General features: G+C 70.3%; 13 protein-coding genes. 5 read left to right on the top strand and 8 right to left on the bottom strand.

The window, feature by feature from the left end; all coding sequences use genetic code 11:
• The 3 genes from treS to glgB are packed head-to-tail and all read right to left on the bottom strand — an operon-like array spanning position 1 to position 7,334.
• Complete coding sequence (gene treS / locus LRS14_RS28660; RefSeq protein WP_046113994.1) at positions 1–3,342, bottom strand: maltose alpha-D-glucosyltransferase; 3,342 nt, start codon at positions 3,340–3,342, stop codon at positions 1–3.
• A gap of 13 nt (positions 3,343–3,355) precedes the next feature.
• The gene (locus tag LRS14_RS28655; RefSeq protein ID WP_257802244.1) at positions 3,356–5,374 is read right to left on the bottom strand and encodes an alpha-1,4-glucan--maltose-1-phosphate maltosyltransferase; all 2,019 of its coding nucleotides are present in this window, start codon (positions 5,372–5,374) and stop codon (positions 3,356–3,358) included.
• A gap of 58 nt (positions 5,375–5,432) precedes the next feature.
• Positions 5,433–7,334, bottom strand: coding sequence for a 1,4-alpha-glucan branching protein GlgB (gene glgB / locus LRS14_RS28650; protein WP_257802008.1), 1,902 nt, complete (start codon positions 7,332–7,334; stop codon positions 5,433–5,435).
• Between the two features lie 166 nt (positions 7,335–7,500).
• On the opposite strand from glgB, the gene LRS14_RS28645 reads away from it, so the two are divergent.
• Together LRS14_RS28645 and LRS14_RS28640 are read left to right on the top strand one after the other, a co-directional pair.
• On the top strand, positions 7,501–7,818 hold the full coding sequence (locus LRS14_RS28645; RefSeq protein WP_257802007.1) for a hypothetical protein: 318 nt from the start codon (positions 7,501–7,503) through the stop codon (positions 7,816–7,818).
• 10 nt (positions 7,819–7,828) lie between these two features.
• On the top strand, positions 7,829–8,413 hold the full coding sequence (locus LRS14_RS28640) for a GGDEF domain-containing protein (protein ID WP_257802006.1): 585 nt from the start codon (positions 7,829–7,831) through the stop codon (positions 8,411–8,413).
• Between the two features lie 193 nt (positions 8,414–8,606).
• Here LRS14_RS28640 and LRS14_RS28635 read toward each other — a convergent pair whose 3' ends face one another.
• Positions 8,607–9,155, bottom strand: coding sequence for a cytochrome b (locus LRS14_RS28635; protein WP_257802005.1), 549 nt, complete (start codon positions 9,153–9,155; stop codon positions 8,607–8,609).
• Positions 9,156–9,388: 233 nt separating this feature from the next.
• Between LRS14_RS28635 and LRS14_RS28630 the strand changes: the two genes are divergently transcribed.
• Both LRS14_RS28630 and LRS14_RS28625 read left to right on the top strand, forming a co-directional pair.
• Complete coding sequence (locus tag LRS14_RS28630; RefSeq protein ID WP_257802004.1) at positions 9,389–10,375, top strand: Ku protein; 987 nt, start codon at positions 9,389–9,391, stop codon at positions 10,373–10,375.
• The gene (locus LRS14_RS28625) at positions 10,372–11,280 is read left to right on the top strand and encodes an NAD(P)/FAD-dependent oxidoreductase (RefSeq protein WP_046113999.1); all 909 of its coding nucleotides are present in this window, start codon (positions 10,372–10,374) and stop codon (positions 11,278–11,280) included. The genes LRS14_RS28630 and LRS14_RS28625 overlap by 4 nt, the downstream gene beginning before the upstream one ends.
• Here LRS14_RS28625 and LRS14_RS28620 read toward each other — a convergent pair.
• The 4 genes from LRS14_RS28620 to LRS14_RS28605 form a co-directional block, all read right to left on the bottom strand.
• Complete coding sequence (locus LRS14_RS28620) at positions 11,264–11,656, bottom strand: YkvA family protein (protein WP_046114000.1); 393 nt, start codon at positions 11,654–11,656, stop codon at positions 11,264–11,266. The two genes, LRS14_RS28625 and LRS14_RS28620, sit on opposite strands and share 17 nt — an antisense overlap.
• A gap of 1 nt (position 11,657) precedes the next feature.
• On the bottom strand, positions 11,658–12,041 hold the full coding sequence (locus LRS14_RS28615; protein ID WP_257802003.1) for a response regulator: 384 nt from the start codon (positions 12,039–12,041) through the stop codon (positions 11,658–11,660).
• Between the two features lie 13 nt (positions 12,042–12,054).
• Positions 12,055–14,934 carry a response regulator gene (locus LRS14_RS28610; protein ID WP_257802002.1) on the bottom strand — a complete coding sequence of 960 codons (2,880 nt, stop codon included), beginning with the start codon at positions 14,932–14,934 and terminating at the stop codon, positions 12,055–12,057.
• Positions 14,935–15,012: 78 nt separating this feature from the next.
• Entirely contained in the window at positions 15,013–15,651 is a 639-nt protein-coding gene (locus tag LRS14_RS28605; protein ID WP_046114002.1) for a response regulator transcription factor, read from the bottom strand.
• Positions 15,652–15,904: 253 nt separating this feature from the next.
• On the opposite strand from LRS14_RS28605, the gene LRS14_RS28600 reads away from it, so the two are divergent.
• Complete coding sequence (locus tag LRS14_RS28600) at positions 15,905–16,879, top strand: hypothetical protein (RefSeq protein ID WP_257802001.1); 975 nt, start codon at positions 15,905–15,907, stop codon at positions 16,877–16,879.
• Positions 16,880–16,943: the final 64 nt, after the last annotated feature.

Genomic DNA, 16,943 nt, shown 5'->3' with positions numbered 1-16,943 from the left:
TCAGCGGTCCTGTTGATTCAGTTGGTCGAGGATGCCGCGCAGCGGGATGCCGACCCAGTCCGGCCGGTTGCCCAGCTCGTAGCGCAGCTCGTAGAGGGCCTTGTCCAGCACGTAGAGCGACAACAGCCCTTGCGCCGGGTCCAGCGTGGTGCCGGCGGCGCCGGGCGCGCCCACCTCGGCATAGGCCTGCAGGAAGGCGGCGCGGGCGCCGGCCTCCCACTGCGTGGCCAGCTCCGGCAGCTGCGCCGATTCGCCCGGCACCTGCATCGCCGCGCGCAGCCCGCTTTCGCTGGCATAGCTGAACGAGCGCAGCATGCCGGCCACGTCGCGCAGCGGCGACTGCTTGGCACGCCGCTCCTCGAAGCCGCGGCCCGGCTCGCCCTCGAAGTCGACGATCACGAAGTCGTTCTTCACCAGCAGCACCTGGGCCAGGTGGTAGTCGCCGTGGATGCGGATCTTCTGCCCGCGCTCACCCACGTCGGCGGTGGCCTGGATGCGCTGCAGCAGGGCCTCGCGCCGCTGCAGCAGGGCCTGCGCATCCTCCAGCGCACGGCCCTGCAGCTGCGGCAGGTGTTCCTCCAGCAGGCCCAGCACGCTGCGGGCTTGCGCCGCAGTCTGGCGCACCGCGTCGGCCACGTCGGCGGCCGTCATCGGCTCGGGGTCGAAGGCCGCGTCGCCGGTGCGCAGGCCCAGCGCCTGGTGCAGCTGCGCGGTGCGGCGGCCCAGGGTCTGCACCAGCTCGTGGAAGGCGGCATGCACGTCCGCCGGCATCGGCTCGGCGGTGCTGCGCTGCAGCTCGAAGAAGCGCTGCAGGTAGCCCAGCGTGTAGGCCCAGCCGTCGCCCTGGTTGCTGACGTAGGACTGCACCAGCGCCAGCGTGGTGCGCTCGCCGCCCGCGGCCACATGCTCCAGCACGCCGGCCACCGGCACGCAGTGGCGGAACTCCGCCACGTCGGTAAGGAAGCGGCCGATCTCGTACTCCGGGTTCACGCCCGGGCGCAGCCGGCGGTAGCCCTTAAGGAACAGCCGCTCGCCCAGCGTGACGATGGTGTTGCTGCTCTGCGCCTGCGGCCGGCTCACCTCCAGCGTGTCGTGGTCGCTGCCGGCCACGCCCTCGAAGGCCGCGGTGGGCACGAAGCGCAGCTCGCCACCCTCGCTGGGCAGCACCAGCCGCTCGCCGATGGCGGACACCACGCCGCGGCAGAAATGCTCGTCGGCGAAGGCATCGGCCATCACGCCCACGAAGGCCTGCTGCCGCACCCGCGCCACCGCGCTGACCGCCAGCGTGCGCATGCGGGCCTCGTCGTCGTCCTCCCAGGCGATGGACAGCGGCAGGAAGTAGCTCTGCGGCTCCTGCAGGCCGTCCAGCGTCACCAGCTGCAGCAGGAAGCTGCCCTCGCCGCGCTCCCACATGGCGGAGTCGGTCACGCGGGCCTGCTCCACCGTCTGGCCCTTGCCGGCGAACCAGCGCTGGGTCTCGATGTAGCGCGGCAGCGTGTCGGTCTCGAACTGCTGGCGGGTCTTCACCGCCATGCCGATGCGCCAGGGCACCACATGGTCGCGGAACAGGCTGTTCCAGCCGTCGAACAGCACCAACACTGGCCGGTCCTCGATCGGCAGGTGCTCCTCGTGCCACTTGGGCACCTGCACGTCGGCCGACAGGCGGAACCAGTAGAAGCCGTGGGCCGCGATGGTCAGCAGGTACGGCAGCTCGCCGATGGGCGGGAACGGCGTGCTGCCCAGCAGCTCCACCGGCACCCGTCCCTTGTAGGCCGACAGGTCCAGCTCCACCGGCTGCGCGGTGCGGGCCAGGTTGGCCACGCACAGGATGACCTCGTCGCCGAAGGTGCGCAGATAGGCCAGCAGCTTGCGGTTGCCCGGCTTGAGGAAGGTGAGGTTGCCGCGGCCGAAGGCATGGCTGGTGCCGCGCACGGCCAGCATGCGGCGCATCCAGTTCAGCAGCGAGCTGGGGTCGCGCGACTGCGCCTCCACGTTCACCGCCGCATAGCCGTAGCTGGCATCCATGATGGGCTGCAGGTACATGCGCTGCGGGTCGGCACGGCTGAAGCCGGCATTGCGGTCGGGGCTCCATTGCATCGGCGTGCGCACGCCGTTGCGGTCGCCCACGAACACGTTGTCGCCCATGCCGATCTCGTCGCCGTAGTAGATGATCGGCGAGCCGGGCATCGACAGCAGCAGGCTGTTCATCAGCTTGATGCGGTCGATGTCGTTGTCCAGCAGCGGCGCCAGCCGGCGGCGGATGCCCAGGTTGATGCGCGCACGCGGATCGGACGCGTACGTGCTGTACATGTAGTCGCGTTCCTTGCTGGTCACCATCTCCAGCGTCAGCTCGTCGTGGTTGCGCAGGAAGATGGCCCACTGGCAGCTGGCCGGGATTTCCGGCGTCTGCGCCATGATCTCGGTCAGCGGGAAGCGGTCCTCCTGCGCGATGGCCATGTACATGCGCGGCATCAGCGGGAAGTGGTAGGCCGCATGGCACTCGTCGCCATCGCCGAAGTACTCGCGCACGTCCTCCGGCCACTGGTTGGCCTCGGCCAGCAGGAAGCGGTTCTTGTAGCTGGCGTCGATGGCCGCGCGCAGCTGCTTGATGACCGCATGCGTCTCGGGCAGGTTCTCGTTGTTGGTGCCGTCGCGCTCCACCAGGTACGGGATGGCGTCCAGCCGGAAGCCGTCCACGCCCATGTCCAGCCAGAAGCGCATGGTGCGGAAGATGGCCTCCAGCACCAGCGGGTTGTCGAAGTTGAGGTCGGGCTGATGGCTGAAGAAGCGGTGCCAGTAGTAGGCCTTGGCCACCGGGTCCCAGGTCCAGTTGCTGGTCTCGGTGTCGGTGAAGATGATGCGCGTGCCGCTGTACTTGGTGTCGGTGTCGCTCCACACGTAGAAGTTGCGCTCGGGCGATCCGGCCGGCGCCTTGCGCGCGGCCTGGAACCACGGGTGCGTGTCCGAGGTGTGGTTGATCACCAGCTCGGTGATCACCTTCAGGCCGCGCTTGTGGGCCTCGTCCAGCATCACCTTGAAGTCGTCCAGCGTGCCGTACTGCGGATGCACGTCCTCGTACTGGCTGATGTCGTAGCCGTCGTCGCGCAGCGGCGAGGGGTAAAACGGCATCAGCCAGATCGTGTTGACCCCCAGGTCCTTCACGTAGTCCAGCTTGGCGGTGACGCCCTTGAAGTCACCCATGCCGTCGTCGTTGGTGTCGAAGAACGCCTTGACGTTGAGCTGGTAGATGACCGCGTCCTTGTACCAGAGGGCCTCGTCCGTCACGGGCGTGGTCGCGCCCTGCTCGGCTTCTTCGAGATGCGGTGTGTGCGGTGCGTTCATGTGTGGCGGGCGTTCAAAGACCGTGGTCGAAGTCCTGCTCGCCCTGCAGCTGCTGCGTCACGCGGAACACGTGCGCCGGCGCCTGGCCCGGGTCGAGGATCACGAAGTTGTGGGCGCCCTGCCAGACGAAGCGCTGGTTGCTCAGCAGGTCGTGCAGGTGGAAGCGCGCGTCGGGCTCCAGCCCCAGCGCGGCCAGGTCCAGCGACACCCAGCCCGATTGCCGGTTGCGGGTGTCCAGGTTGGCCACCACCAGCACCGTGTTGCCCGAGGCGGCGTCGCGCTTGGTGTAGGCGAGGAGCTGCTCGTTGTCGGTATGGCAGAAGCGCAGGTTCTGCAGCTGCTGCAGCGCCGGGTTGCGGCGGCGGATGTGGTTCACCTGCGCGATGAGCTGGCGCAGGCTGTCCGGCCGCTGCAGGTCCCAGTGGCGCAGCTGGTACTTCTCGGAGTCGAGGTATTCCTCGCTGCCCGGGCTGCGCGGCGCGTTCTCCATCAGCTCGTAGGCCGGGCCGTAGATGCCGTAGCTGGAGGCCAGCGTGGCCGCCAGCACCAGCCGCAACGCAAAGATGGGCCGGCCGCCGCCGTGCAGGTGCTCGTTGAGGATGTCGGGCGTGTTGGGCCAGGCATTGGGGCGGAAGTAGTCCTTGCCCGGGCCCTGCGACAGCTCGGTGAAGTACTCGGTCAGCTCCTGCTTGGTGTTGCGCCAGGTGAAGTAGGTGTACGACTGCGAGTAGCCCAGCTTGGCCAGCCGGTGCATCACCTTGGGCCGGGTGAAGGCCTCGGCCAGGAACAGCACCTGCGGATGCTCGCGCTTGATCTCGGTGACACACCACTCCCAGAACGGGAAGGCCTTGGTGTGCGGGTTGTCCACACGGAAGATGTGCACGCCCTGCGCGATCCAGTGGTCGAACACGCCCTTCAGCGCCAACCACAGGCCGCGCCAGTCCTCGGTCTCGAAGTTGAAGGGATAGATGTCCTGGTACTTCTTGGGCGGGTTCTCGGCGTACTGCACCGTGCCGTCGGGCCGCCAGCGGAACCACTGCGGATGCGACTTGACCCAGGGGTGGTCGGGCGCGCACTGGAAGGCGATGTCCAGCGCAATCTCGATGCCGTGCTCGCGCGCCTTGCCCACCAGGCGGCGGAAGTCCTCCAGCGTGCCCAGCTCGGGCAGGATGCTCTCGTGGCCACCCTCGGCCGCGCCGATGGCCCAGGGGCTGCCCACGTCGCCCGGCTGCGCGTCCAGCGCGTTGTTGCGGCCCTTGCGCTTGTCGCGGCCGATGGGATGGATGGGCGGGAAATACAGCACGTCGAAGCCCATCTCCGCCACATAGGCCAGCCGGGCTTCCACGTCGGCGAACGTGCCGTGCCGACCCGGCTCCGTGCCGGCCGAGCGCGGGAACAGCTCATACCAGGTGGAGAAGCGCGCGCGCGCGCGGTCCACCTGCAGCGGCAGGTCGGCACTGCGCACGGCCAGGCTGCGGTCGGGGTGGCGGTCGGCCACGCGGGCCAGCAGCTCGTCCAGCGCCAGGGCCTTGAGCTGCGGTCCGTCGAAGGGTTGCGTGGCCGCGCCCTGGCGCAGCTGGGCGGCCCACTCGGCCAGGTGCCGGCCATCGCCGGCCGGGCCTTCGCCGGCACCGGCGCCCGCGCGCTGCGCGGCCTGCTCCAGCAGCTCCGCACCCACCAGCGCGGCGATGCGGATGTCCTCGTCGTCCACCCGGCGCAGCAGCTCATGCCGCCAGGAGTGGAAATGGTCCACCCAGGCCTCAACGCGGTAGAAGCCGCGGCCGATGGCCTGCGGCGTGAAGCTGGCCTGCCACACGTCGTTGACCAGGTGCTGCATCTCGGTCTCGTGCAGCGCGCCGCCTTCGGCCTGCCACTGCAGCATCACGCGCAGCTGGTCATGGCCGTCGGTGATGACGTGGGCTTCCACCGCCAACGGCTCGCCCACCACGCGCTTGACCGCGAAGCGGCCGCCATCCACCACCGGCAGCACCGCATCCACCACCGCGCGGGCCTGGCCGCTGTCCGGCGGCATGCCGATGGGCTGGATGGGCGGTGTCACCACGGCCACGGCGGTGCTGGTCTTCGTCGACTTACTGGCCAAGAACTTCCCCTTCCACTGCCGGTGCCGGCTCCGGCTTGAACATCACGGTGGACAGCGGCGGCAGCGTCAGCCGCAGCTGGTGGCTGCGCCCATGCGAAGGCGTGGGCTCCGCGCCGCGGCCGCCCCAGTTGCCCCAGCCGGCGCCGCCGTACTCCGCCGCGTCGCTGTTGAAGATCTCGCGCCAGTAGCCGCCCTGCGGCACGCCCACCACGTAGTTCTCGCGCGGCAGCGGCGTGAAGTTGCACACCACCAGCACCGGCGCGCCGCCGCCGCGCGGCTTGCGCAGGAAGCTGATGACGGTGTTGTCCGCGTCGTTGGGCTCGATCCACTCGAAGCCCTCGTGGGTGAAGTCCAGCTCATGCAGCGCCGGCTGCTCGCGCATCACGCGGTTGAGCTGCGCCACGGTTCGGCGGATGCCTTCATGCGCCGGCTCGGCGGCCTGGTCCCATTCCAGCTGGCCTTCATGCGCCCATTCGCGGCGCTGCGCGAATTCGCTGCCCATGAACAGCAGCTTCTTGCCGGGGTGGGCCCACATCAGGCCGTACAGCGCACGCAGGTTGGCGAACTGCTGCCAGGCATCGCCCGGCATCTTGTCGATCAGCGACTTCTTGCCGTAGACCACCTCGTCGTGCGAGAGCGGCAGCACGAAGTTCTCGTTGAAGGCATACACCAGGCTGAAGGTGAGCTGCCCGAGGTGGTACTGGCGGTACAGCGGGTCCTTCTGCATGAACGACAAGGTGTCGTGCATCCAGCCCATGTTCCACTTCATCTCGAAGCCCAGGCCGCCGGTGGAGGCCGGGCGCGAGACACGCGGCCAGGCCGTGCTTTCCTCGGCGATGGTCAGGGTGTCGGGGTGCTCGCGGTACACCGCCTCGTTGAGCTTCTGCAGGAAGTGGATGGCTTCCAGGTTCTCGCGGCCGCCGTAGCGGTTGGGCACCCACTCGCCGTGCTTGCGGGCGTAGTCCAGGTACAGCATGGAGGCCACCGCATCCACGCGCAGGCCGTCCAGGTGGTACTTGTCCAGCCAGAACAGGGCCGAGCTGATGAGGAAGCTGCTGACCTCGCCGCGGCCATAGTTGAAGATGCTGCTGTTCCACTCCGGGTGGAAGCCCTGGCGCGGGTCGGCATGCTCGTACAGGTGGGTGCCGTCGAAGTACTGCAGGCCGTGCTCGTCGGTCGGGAAGTGCGAGGGCACCCAGTCCAGGATGACGCCGATGCCGCGCTGGTGCAGGTGGTCCACCAGGTACATCAGGTCCTGCGGCGTGCCGTAGCGCGAGGTGGCCGCGAAATAGCCGGTGGTCTGGTAGCCCCAGCTGCCGTAGAACGGATGCTCGGTCACCGGCATCAACTCCACATGGGTGAAGCCGCAGGCCTCCACGTGGTCGGCCAGCGCATGGGCCAGCTCGCGGTAATTCATCAGGCTGCCGTCGGTGCGCTTCCAGCTGCCGGCATGCATCTCGTAGATCGACACCGGCGCATCCAGCGCATTGCGCCTGGCGCGCTGGGCCATCCAGTCGGCATCGCCCCAGTCGTACTCCAGGCTCCAGATGCGCGAGCCGTTGTCCGGCGCCACCTCGGCATAGATGCCGTAGGGGTCGGCCTTGTCGGCGCGGTAGCCGTTGTGGCGCGACTCCACGCGGTACTTGTAGACCTGCCCGCGCTGCGCATGCGTGGTGCGGCCTTCCCAGATGCCGCTGCCATCGGGCCGCGGCGTCAGGCGGTCGGCCTCGGCGTTCCAGCCATTCCACTCACCGATGACCGAGACGGCCTGGGCATTGGGCGCCCACACGGCAAACTCTGCCGCACCATCGCGCCACTGGCAGCCCAGCTTGTCGTAGAGCCGCGCATGGGTGCCCTCGCCAAACAGATAGATGTCCTGGTCGCTCAACAACGTGCGGCACTCCTGGGTGGTAGCGCCACGTATGCGGCGCTCAGGTTCCAGGTCGGCAACCGGCGTACCCGCGGCTGCGCTTACAAGCTGAAGGTGCGCGGCGCGGGTGCGGCACGCGGTTTGCCCCGCGCTCCACTGGCGTCACTTCCGAAGCACCCCCTTTTCCATGCAGTCCCTGCAGGCCACACCCTGGTTCGACGGTCATGACCCGCCCGCACGGGAAGGGCCGTACCAGCGCCGTTATCCCGCCGGCCCTTACAGCTGCTGGGCCCAGGGCCGCTGGTATGGCGATGCCGCCACGCCGCAGGCGGCCGCAGCCGCGCGCAGTGCCAGCCGCTGGCAGCATGCCGCCTGGCGCGGCGTGAGCACGCCTTCCGATGCGCCGTGCGCCGCCTGCCGCGGCAGCAAGCTGATCGACCTGGGCTTCGACGCCGAGACGGGCGACGACCTGATTGCCGCCTGTGCCGACTGCGACCCGGAATGACGGCCGCGGCATGAAGGCGCTGGACCCGATCACGCGGCTGCCCAGCGCGCCCAGCTTTTTCCTGGCGCTGGAGCTGGCGGCCACCGATGCGCAGCTCACCGGCGACCGCCTCTCGGTGCTGGTGGTGGATGCGGACGAGTTCGACGAGCTGCGCGAGCGAGAGGGCGACGACGCGGCCGACGCCTCGCTGGACCTCATCGGCAAGGTGCTGCGCCTGGCGCTAGGCCCTCAGGCGGTGCTGGCGCGGCTGATGGGCGACCAGTTCGGGGTGATGCTGCGCCACACCGGCATCGAGCAGGCGCATGCACGCGCCGAGGGGCTGCGCCGCGCCATCGAGCTGGGCTTCATGTCGCACCAGCGGCGCCTGACGGTGAGCATCGGCGTGGCCTGCGGGCCCAGCCAGGGCGACTGGACCGGCCAGCAGATGATCGGCCTGGCTGGCCGTCGGCGCGAGATGGCGCGCACCGCCGGCGGCAACCGGGTGCATTCACATGGCCACCCGGGCCTGGCGCACGCGCAGCATGCGCAATGGCCGGCCTTCGGCGGCGATGACGACGGCGCGCTGCCGACCAATGAACAGCTGACGCTGTTTTGATGGCGCTGGACATGGCGGTGCTTGGCGCACGCTGAGCAGCGGCGCAGGCCGCGTCGAACTGACTGGAGCCTCCCTCCTGGAGGGAGGCTGGAGGGTGCGGTCGAACACGCTGGAGCTCCCTCTCGGAGGGGCTCGGGGGAGCTGTGCGTTGACGCCGCCGCAGGAGGCTGGGCGGCCTCTGCCGCGCAGCCTCCTAGCGGCCCAGCATGCGCAGCAGCGTGCGGTCCTTGTCCAGCACATGGTGCTTGAGCGCACCGGCCACATGCAGCACCACCGCTGCGGCCACCGCATAACCTGCCAGCCAGTGCAGCGTGTGGCCGATGCCGGCTGCGGTGGCATTCAAGGGCAGCACCTCACCGGGCCGGGCCGGATCGGGCTGGGCCGCAAACAACTCGAAGCCGAACACATCGACGCCATGGCCGCCGGCGGCCGACATCACCAGGCCCGACAGCGGCATGAGCAGCGTGCCCAGCAGCAGCACCCAGTGCATCAGCACCGCCAGGCCATGCTCCCACGCTGGATAGTGGCGCACCGGCGCCGGCCAACCCTGCAGCAGCCGCAGCACGGCACGCGGCACGATGAGCAGCAGCGCCAGCATGCCGACCGCCTTGTGCAGCGGATACAGCGCATAGATCTCGAAGGTGGCCATGGCAAAGCGCACGCACAGCAGGCCGATCATCAGCAGGGCCACCAGCCAGTGCAGCAGGCGGGTGGTGGTGGACAGGGAAGTGGCAATGCTCAAGCAGGCTCCAGGCAGGGCGATGGCGCACGGTGGCGCCGGGCGCGCATTCTGCGGCCAGGTGACAGAAGCTGCACATACATCCGGAACGCTTTCAGTTTGAAGCAGTGCTTATCGAAGCCAATGTCTGACAGGCGACCTGTAGGAAGTGCCTCACGCCGCATCGCGGCGCCGCCTCGCCCGCTGCACGGCTGTGCCGATGCAGCATCGGACTGAGGAAAAACGGAGAAGACCCCATGCCCCGCGTGATCTGGAAAGGCGCCATCAGCTTCGGCCTGGTGTACGTGCCGGTGGCCCTGTACCCCGGCGCGCAGGACACCGGCATCAGCTTCGACTGGCTGGACAAGCGCAGCATGGATCCGGTGGGCTACAAGCGCATCAACAAGCGCACCGGCAAGGACATCGACAAGGAGAACATCGTCAAGGGCCTGAAGCAGGACACCGGCGACTACGTGATCCTGAGCGAGGAAGAGATCAACGCCGCCTACCCGAAGAGCACGCAGGTCATCGAGATCGAGCACTTCGTCAAGGCCGACGAGATTCCCTTCACCTACCTCGAGAAGCCCTACCTGCTGGCACCCATCGGCAAGGGCGAGAAGGTGTATGCCCTGCTGCGCGAGGCCATGATCGATGCCGGCGTGATCGCCGTGGCCCGCGTGGTGATGCACACCAAGGAAAGCCTGGCCGCGCTGATCCCCGATGGCGACGCGCTGCTGCTGAACACGCTGCGCTGGGCCAAGCAGGTGCGCTCGCGCGACGAGCTGAAGCTGCCGGCCGCCGGCAAGAAGGCCGTGGGCCTGAAGGACGCCGAGCTGGCGATGGCGCAGCAGCTCATCAGCGAGATGGTGACCGACTGGGACCCCAACCAGTACGAGGACCGCTTCAGCGACGCCATCCATGCGCTGGCCGCCAAGAAGGTGGAAGCCGGCGAGACGGCCCAGGTGGCCCCGCTGGAGAACCCAGACGAGGCACCCGCCAGCTCCAACGTGGTGGACCTGAGCGACCTGCTGCGCCGCAGCCTGGCCAGCCGCAAGCCGGGCGCCAAGCCGACTGCCGCTGCCCAGGACGACGCCGACGAAGAAGCCGAGGCCCCGCCGGCCCGCAAGCCGGCCGCCAAGGCCGCCGCGAAGAAGGCCGCTGCCAAGACCGCCAGTACCGCCGCGTCCGCCAAGAAGGCGCCCGCCAAGACCGCCCGCAAGACCCCCGCCCGAAAGGCCGCATGATCGATTGCCTGATCGTGGGCGCCGGGCCCGCCGGGCTCACCGCGGCCATCTACCTGCGCCGCTTCCACCGCAAGGTGATGGTGGTGGATGCCGGCCGCAGCCGCGCCCGCTGGATTCCGCGCTCGCACAACGTGCCGGGCTTTCCGGAGGGCATCGGCGGCCCCGAGCTGCTGCAGCGCATGCGCCAGCACCTGGCCGGCGTGCAGGGCGAGGTGGCCGAGGGCGAGGTGACCCACCTGCGCCCGCATGCGCAGGGCTTCACCGCCAGCACCAGCCTGGGCGAGATCGATGCGCATTCGGTGGTGCTGGCCACCGGCGTGGTGGACAACGTGCCCGCCCTGCCCGGCTGTGACGGCCTGCGGGCCGAGGCGCTGCTGCGCCAGTGCCCCATCTGCGACGGCTATGAATACACCGGCAGGCGCATCGTGGTGATCGGCGAAGGCCTGCATGGCGCCCGCGAGGCGCTGTTCATCCGCCACTACAGCGACGACGTGACCCTGGTGCAGCAGATCGGCGCGGCCGAGGCCGGGCCACTGCACCGCGCCGGCGTCAAGCACATCGACGCCACGCCGCAGTGCGTGCAGCCCCTGGGGCCGCAGCGCCTGCGGCTGCAGCTGGACAACGGCGACGCGCCGGAGTTCGAGGTGATGTACGCCGCCCTGGGGGTGAAGCCGCGGGCCGAGCTGGCCTATGCGCTGGACGTGGACACCGATGAATGCGGCGGCGTGCAGATCGACGCCCACTGCCGCACCAGCGTGCCGGGCCTCTACGCCATCGGCGACGTGGTCTCGGGCCTGGACCAGATCGCGGTGGCCAACGGCCAGGGCGCCATCGCCGCCACCGCGGTGCACAACCACCTGCGGCGCGAGTACGCACAGGCGCACGGCCTCACGATCGCTGGCTGAGCAGCCACCACAGGCCCGCCGCGCCGGCCAGCCACAGCGCCACCACCAGCACCGCGCCGCCCCAGCTGGCGATGCGGCCGCGGGCCGCGTCCATCCAGGCCTGGGCCTGCGCGCGGCAGGTGGCCAGCACGTCGGCCGGCATCAGCCGCAGCGCCAGCCAGATGAGGCCGGGCAGCAGCACCATCTCGTCCAGCAAGCCCAGCACCGGGATGAAGTCGGGGATCAGGTCGATGGGGCTGAAGGCATAGGCCGCCACCAGCGCGGCCAGCAGCTTGACGAACAGCGGCGTGCCGGGATGGCGCACCGCGAACCACAGCGTGAGGCCGTCGCGCTTGAAGCGCCGGGCCCAGGCCTTGAAGCGCAGCCACCAGCCCACGCTAGCCGCCGCCGCCCGCCGGTTGCGCCAGCAGCTGGGCCACCTTCTCCAGCAGCGCGCGGTATTCGTAGGGCTTGGTGATGTAGCCGTCGCAGCCCGCGGCCAGGATGCGCTCCTCGTCGCCGTTCATCGCCAGGCCGGTGAGGGCCAGCACCCGCAGGTGGGCCGTGGCCGGGTCGCGGCGCAGCGCACGGGTGGCGTCCAGGCCGTCCATGCCGGGCATCTGGATGTCCATCAGCACCAGGTCCGGGCGCTCGGCCCGGGCCAGCTGCAGGCCCTGCTGCGCATCGGAGGCAGTGCTCACCTGGTGGGCCGCATGCTCCAGCACCACGCGCGCCAGCTGCAGGTTGTGCTGGTTGTCTTCGATCACCAGGATTCTTGCCATGGGCGAACGTCCTTCAGCGGTCGTTGGTCGGTCGGTGGCCGGGCTCCACGCGCTGGCGATGCAGCGCGCGGCGCACCTCGGCCACCAGTTGGTTGGGCTGGTACTCCGCCTTCTCCAGGATGGTCTGCACGCGGCCGCGCAGCACGGCGCGGTCCTCGTCGGTCACCAGCTTGGCGGTCAGCACCAGGATCGCGATGCCGGCGGTCTCGGGCTGCCGCGCCAGCGCGTCCAGCACGTCGAAGCCGGTCATGCGCGGCATCATCAGGTCCAGGATGATGAGGTCGGGCCGCTGGCGGCGCACGATGGCCAGCGCCTCCTCGCCGCTGAAGGCGCACACCGGCCTGAAGCCCGCGGCCTCCAGGTGCGTGCTGACCAGCGTCACGGCCTTGGGGTCGTCGTCCACCACCAGCACGCGCCCGGGCTCGCTGCTCACCGCGATGCCCATGGACGACAGCGCGGCCAGCAGGTCCTCGCGCTCCACCGGCTTGACCAGCACCTGCGAGGCGCCCAGCGCGAAGCCGCGCCTGGGCTCGTCGGTGATGGAGACGATGACCACCGGAATGCGCTGCGTGGCCGCGGCCTCCTTCAGCCGGGTGAGCATGTCCCAGCCGTCCATGCCCGGCAGGATCACGTCCAGCACGATGGCATCGGGCCGCCAGGCGGTGGCCTCGCCCAGGCCGGTCTCGGCATCGGGCACCACCTTGACCTGGTAGCCGTGCGACTCCAGCTGCAGCCGCAGCACCCGCGCGGCGGTGGTGTCGTCCTCAATCACCAGGATGCGGGCCGAGCCGTTGGCACCGGGCGCCGGCGGCGCTGCCGGGCCGGGCACCGCGGCCGGCGGCGGGGCCGGCAGGCCGGCCGCAGGCGGCGGCAGGGCGGTGGCCTCCGCCGCGCCGCCGGCCATCACCTCGGGCGGCCGCCAGGGCAGCCACACGGTGAACACCGAGCCCTCGCCCGGCCGGCTGTACAGCTCCAGCCCGCCGCCGTGCAGCTCCACCAGTCGTTGCGTCATCGTCAGGCCCAGGCCGGTGCCTTCGTAGCGCTTGGACAGCGACGAATCCACCTGCTTGAACGGCTGGAACAGCTCGCGCAGTGCGCCCGGCTCGATGCCGATGCCGGTGTCGGCCACGCGGATCTCCAGGAAGTCGGGCGTGACGGCGCCGGCCGGCGGAAACAGCCGGCTGTGCTCGCTGGCCGCGCGCGACATCGCCTGCGCGCGGGGCACCCGCGCCATCGACAGCGTGACCTGCCCGCCCTCGGGCGTGAACTTGACGGCGTTGGACAGCAGGTTGAACACGATCTGCAGCGTGCGCCGGCTGTCCAGCACCACCAGGCCCAGGTCCTCGGGCACCTGGCCCACCAGCTCCACCCGGCGCGCCGCGGCCCGCTCGCGCACCACCGACAGGCCGCTGGCCGCCAGCTGCGCGGGCCGCTCCGCGTTGAGCGAGAGGTTCATCTGCCCGGCCTCGATCTTCGACAGGTCCAGGATGTCGTTGATGAGCGAGAGCAGGTGGCGGCCGCTTTCGTAGATGTCGTTGACGTACTGGCGCTGCTGCGGCGCCAGCGGGCCCACCAGGCCGTCGCGCAGGATCTCGGAGAAGCCGATCACCGCATTCAGCGGCGTGCGCAGCTCATGCGACATGCTGGCCACGAACTCGCTCTTGAGCCGGCTGGCCAGCTCCAGCTGCTCGTTCTTGCGCTGGATGTCCTCGCCGCGCTCCCGCAGCTCGCTGGCCAGCAGGTTGAGCCCGTCCAGCTGCGACAGGTTGTTCAGGGCGACACCCAGCTGCGCGGCCAGCCGTTCGACGAACTGGCGGTCGCGCTCCTGCAGCGCGCGGGACGAGCCCAGCACCATCACGCCGAAGCGCCGGCCCTGGTAGCCCACCGGCGCCATCAGCAGCGCGGCGGGCTTGAGCACCGCCAGGCCGGTCTCGATGCGCAGGCCATGGGCCGCGTCCAGCCCCTGCAGCAGCACCGGCTCGCCGCCGAGCGCGGCGCGGCCCAGCGGGCCGTCGTGCGCATCCAGCAGGGCCTTGGTGTCCGACGGCGTGCCGTGCGCGGCCACCAGCCGCAGCGAGCCCCATTCCTCCAGCGAATAGAAGGCCGACACCGGGAACAGCCCGCCATCGCTTTCGGCCAGCAGCGCCAGCGTGCCCTCCAGCACCGCCTTGCGGTCGGGCTTGGCATTGAACAGCGTGAGCGCACGCGCATGCAGGCCGTTCAGTGCCCGCTCGCGCGCGGCATCGGCCTCCGCCTCCGCGCGGCCCAGCAGGTCGGCCCGCACGCGCCAGAACATCAGCAGCAGCAGCGCCACCAGCGCCGCGCCGAACACCAGGAACAGCAGCCGCGAGATGGCCGACTGCCGCTCGGCCTCGGCCTCGTGCGCCGCCAGGTCGGCCTGCAGCTCGCCCTCGATCTCGGCCAGCTGGCTGCGGATGCGGCCCAGCAGCCGCTGCGAGGCCACCAGCCGGTCTTCCAGCACCACCGGCTTGCCGGCGTCGTACAGCGCCTGCACCTCGCGGTAGGCCTGCAGCCGGTCGTCGAAGGCGGCGCGCAGGTTCTGGATGCGGCGCTGTTGCTCGGGCCCGCCCTGGCGCCAGCGCGAGAGCGTGGCCAGGTGGTTGGTCAGTGCCTCGATGGCGTCGTCGCGCTCGTCCACGAAGGACTGGCGGCGCAGGTTGATGTAGCCGCGCTGGGCGGCCTCGGCGCGATTGAAGCTGGCCTCTGTGGCGGTGAGGGTCTGCATCACCTGCCGGGTGTCGCGCACGTAGTCGCTGGCGGCCTGGCTCTGCCATGCGGCATACCAGGTGAGCACGCCCAGGGCCAGGGCCGCCACGATGGCCAGCGTGAAGCCCGCATACACCGCACTCCTGAAAGACGTCGTTCCTCGCATGCTGTCGTGCGGCCCCGGTGGGGCCTGCCCCCTTCAGCCCCGGAGGCAAAGACCTTGCCTGCCCTGCCGCCAAACGGCTCAGCCGCCGTCGGTCAGCCCATGCTGCTGGCAGTAGCGCACCAGCTCGGCATGGCCTTGCCAGCCCATCTTGGCCAGCACCCGCATGCGGTAGTTGGCCACCGTCTTCTGCGTGAGCTGCAGGCGCTCGGCCACCTGCGGCGGCTTCAGGCCCGCGCCGAACAGCACCATCACCCGCATCTCCTGTGGCGTGAGCAGCGCATGCGGCAGGTGGGCGGGCTCGCCGTCAGGGCGGGTGGCCAGCAGGCGGTCGGCCAGCTCCGGCGGCAGCCAGCGGCCATGGCCCATCACGCGGGTGATGGCCGGGATCAGTTCTTCGCCGGTGCGGTCCTTGCTCACGCAACCGGCCGCGCCCAGCTGCAGCAGGCGCTGCGCATGGGTGGCTTCGCGGCTGCGGCTGAGCATCAGGATCGGCACCTCGCCGCTCACGCGGCGCATGCGCGCCAGCGCATCGGTGCCATGGGCATCGGGCAGGTTGGCGTCCAGCACCACGATGTCCGGGCGCGACTCATCGAAGGCGCGCAAGGCCTGCGCCAGGGTGTCTGCCTCGATCACGTGGGCGTCGTCCCACTCCAGTTCCAGCACCCTGCGCAAGCCCCGGCGAACCACCGGATGATCATCGACGATCAGCGCTCTCATGGATGATGGGTCGGGCCTGTGACGCCAGGCCCCATGCGTGCTGCGGTACTCCTCATATGTGCACGTCACTCTAGGCGCGACGGACCCTGCTGCCCATCGGCATGCACCGCCTGCGCATGGCAAATATTTGCCGGCATGGATGAAGCTCCAGCCCGCCGGCGGCTCGAGCGGGCTGTCGGCTTTGCCGCAAGCCTGGCGGCACATGCCTTGCCCGCTCCCGGTGCATTCAACTCCCATTTGAAAGGACACGGAGATGACGCAGCACGACGATCCGCGGCGCTGGCAGGGCCAGCAGGGGCCGCAACATTCGCAGCATGAACAGCAGGGCGGCAGCCACGGCGGCCAGCAAGGCGGCGGCTGGGGCGACGACCAGCGCCTGCAGCGCGGCGGCCAGCAGCATGCATGGGACTTCGGCGGCGGCCAGCAAGGCGGCCAAGGGGGCCAGGCCGGCGGCGGCAACCAGTACGGCCAGCAGCGCAGCGGCGAGGCCGGCTACGGCTCGCGCGGCGGCTTCAGCGGCCAGGACCACGACCTGGGCCTGCAGCGGCAATCCGCATCGTCGCCTTCGGGCGGCCAGGGTTACGGCTACGGCAGCCAGGGCGGCGGCCAAGGCGCGCAAGGCGGCTATGGCGGCGGCATGGGCGCGCCGGGTGGCAACCAGGGCGGCTATGGCGGCGGTGCGCAGGGCGGCTACGGCGGCGGCCAGGGCGGTGGCCGGGAATCCGGTGTGCAAAGCCACTACGGGCAAGGCCAGGGCGGCTATGGCCAGGGCCAGCAAGGCATGCCGGGCGGTTATGCGTCGCAGGGCGGTTATGGCTCCCAGGGTTACGGCGGCCAGGGCGGCCAGGGTGGGCATGAGCAGCACCACTTCGACCCCGACTACCACCAGTGGCGCAACGAACAGATGCGCAACCTGGACGACGACTACCGCGCGTGGCGCGAGGACCGCTACAAGAAGTTCTCCGAAGAGTTCAACCAGTGGCGCGGCAACCGCAAGGCAGGCGGCAGCAACACCAGCGCCGGCAGCAGCACCGGCTTGACCAGCGGCATGGGCACCGGCTCCGGCAGCGGCGCCGGCGCGCTCACCGGCTCGCGCACCGGGGCCGATGGCGGCGGCGGCGAGCATTCGTCGGCCGGCGGCCAGGGCAGCTCGGGCGGTGGCAGCGCCAGCAGCCTGGGCAGCGGCAGCGCCGGCGTGGGCGGCAGCGACAGCGGCAAGACCAAGTAGCGCCGCCGGCAGGCGCTGCGGGGCGGGCCGGCCGTGCGATGACAATCGGCGGCCCTGCCCCATC

Source organism: Aquincola sp. J276, from assembly GCF_024700035.1.
Taxonomy (GTDB): Bacteria; Pseudomonadota; Gammaproteobacteria; order Burkholderiales; family Burkholderiaceae_C; genus Aquincola; species Aquincola tertiaricarbonis.
The sequence above is the reverse complement of the archived record's forward strand: the minus strand, read 5'-3'. Positions and strand labels throughout refer to the sequence as shown.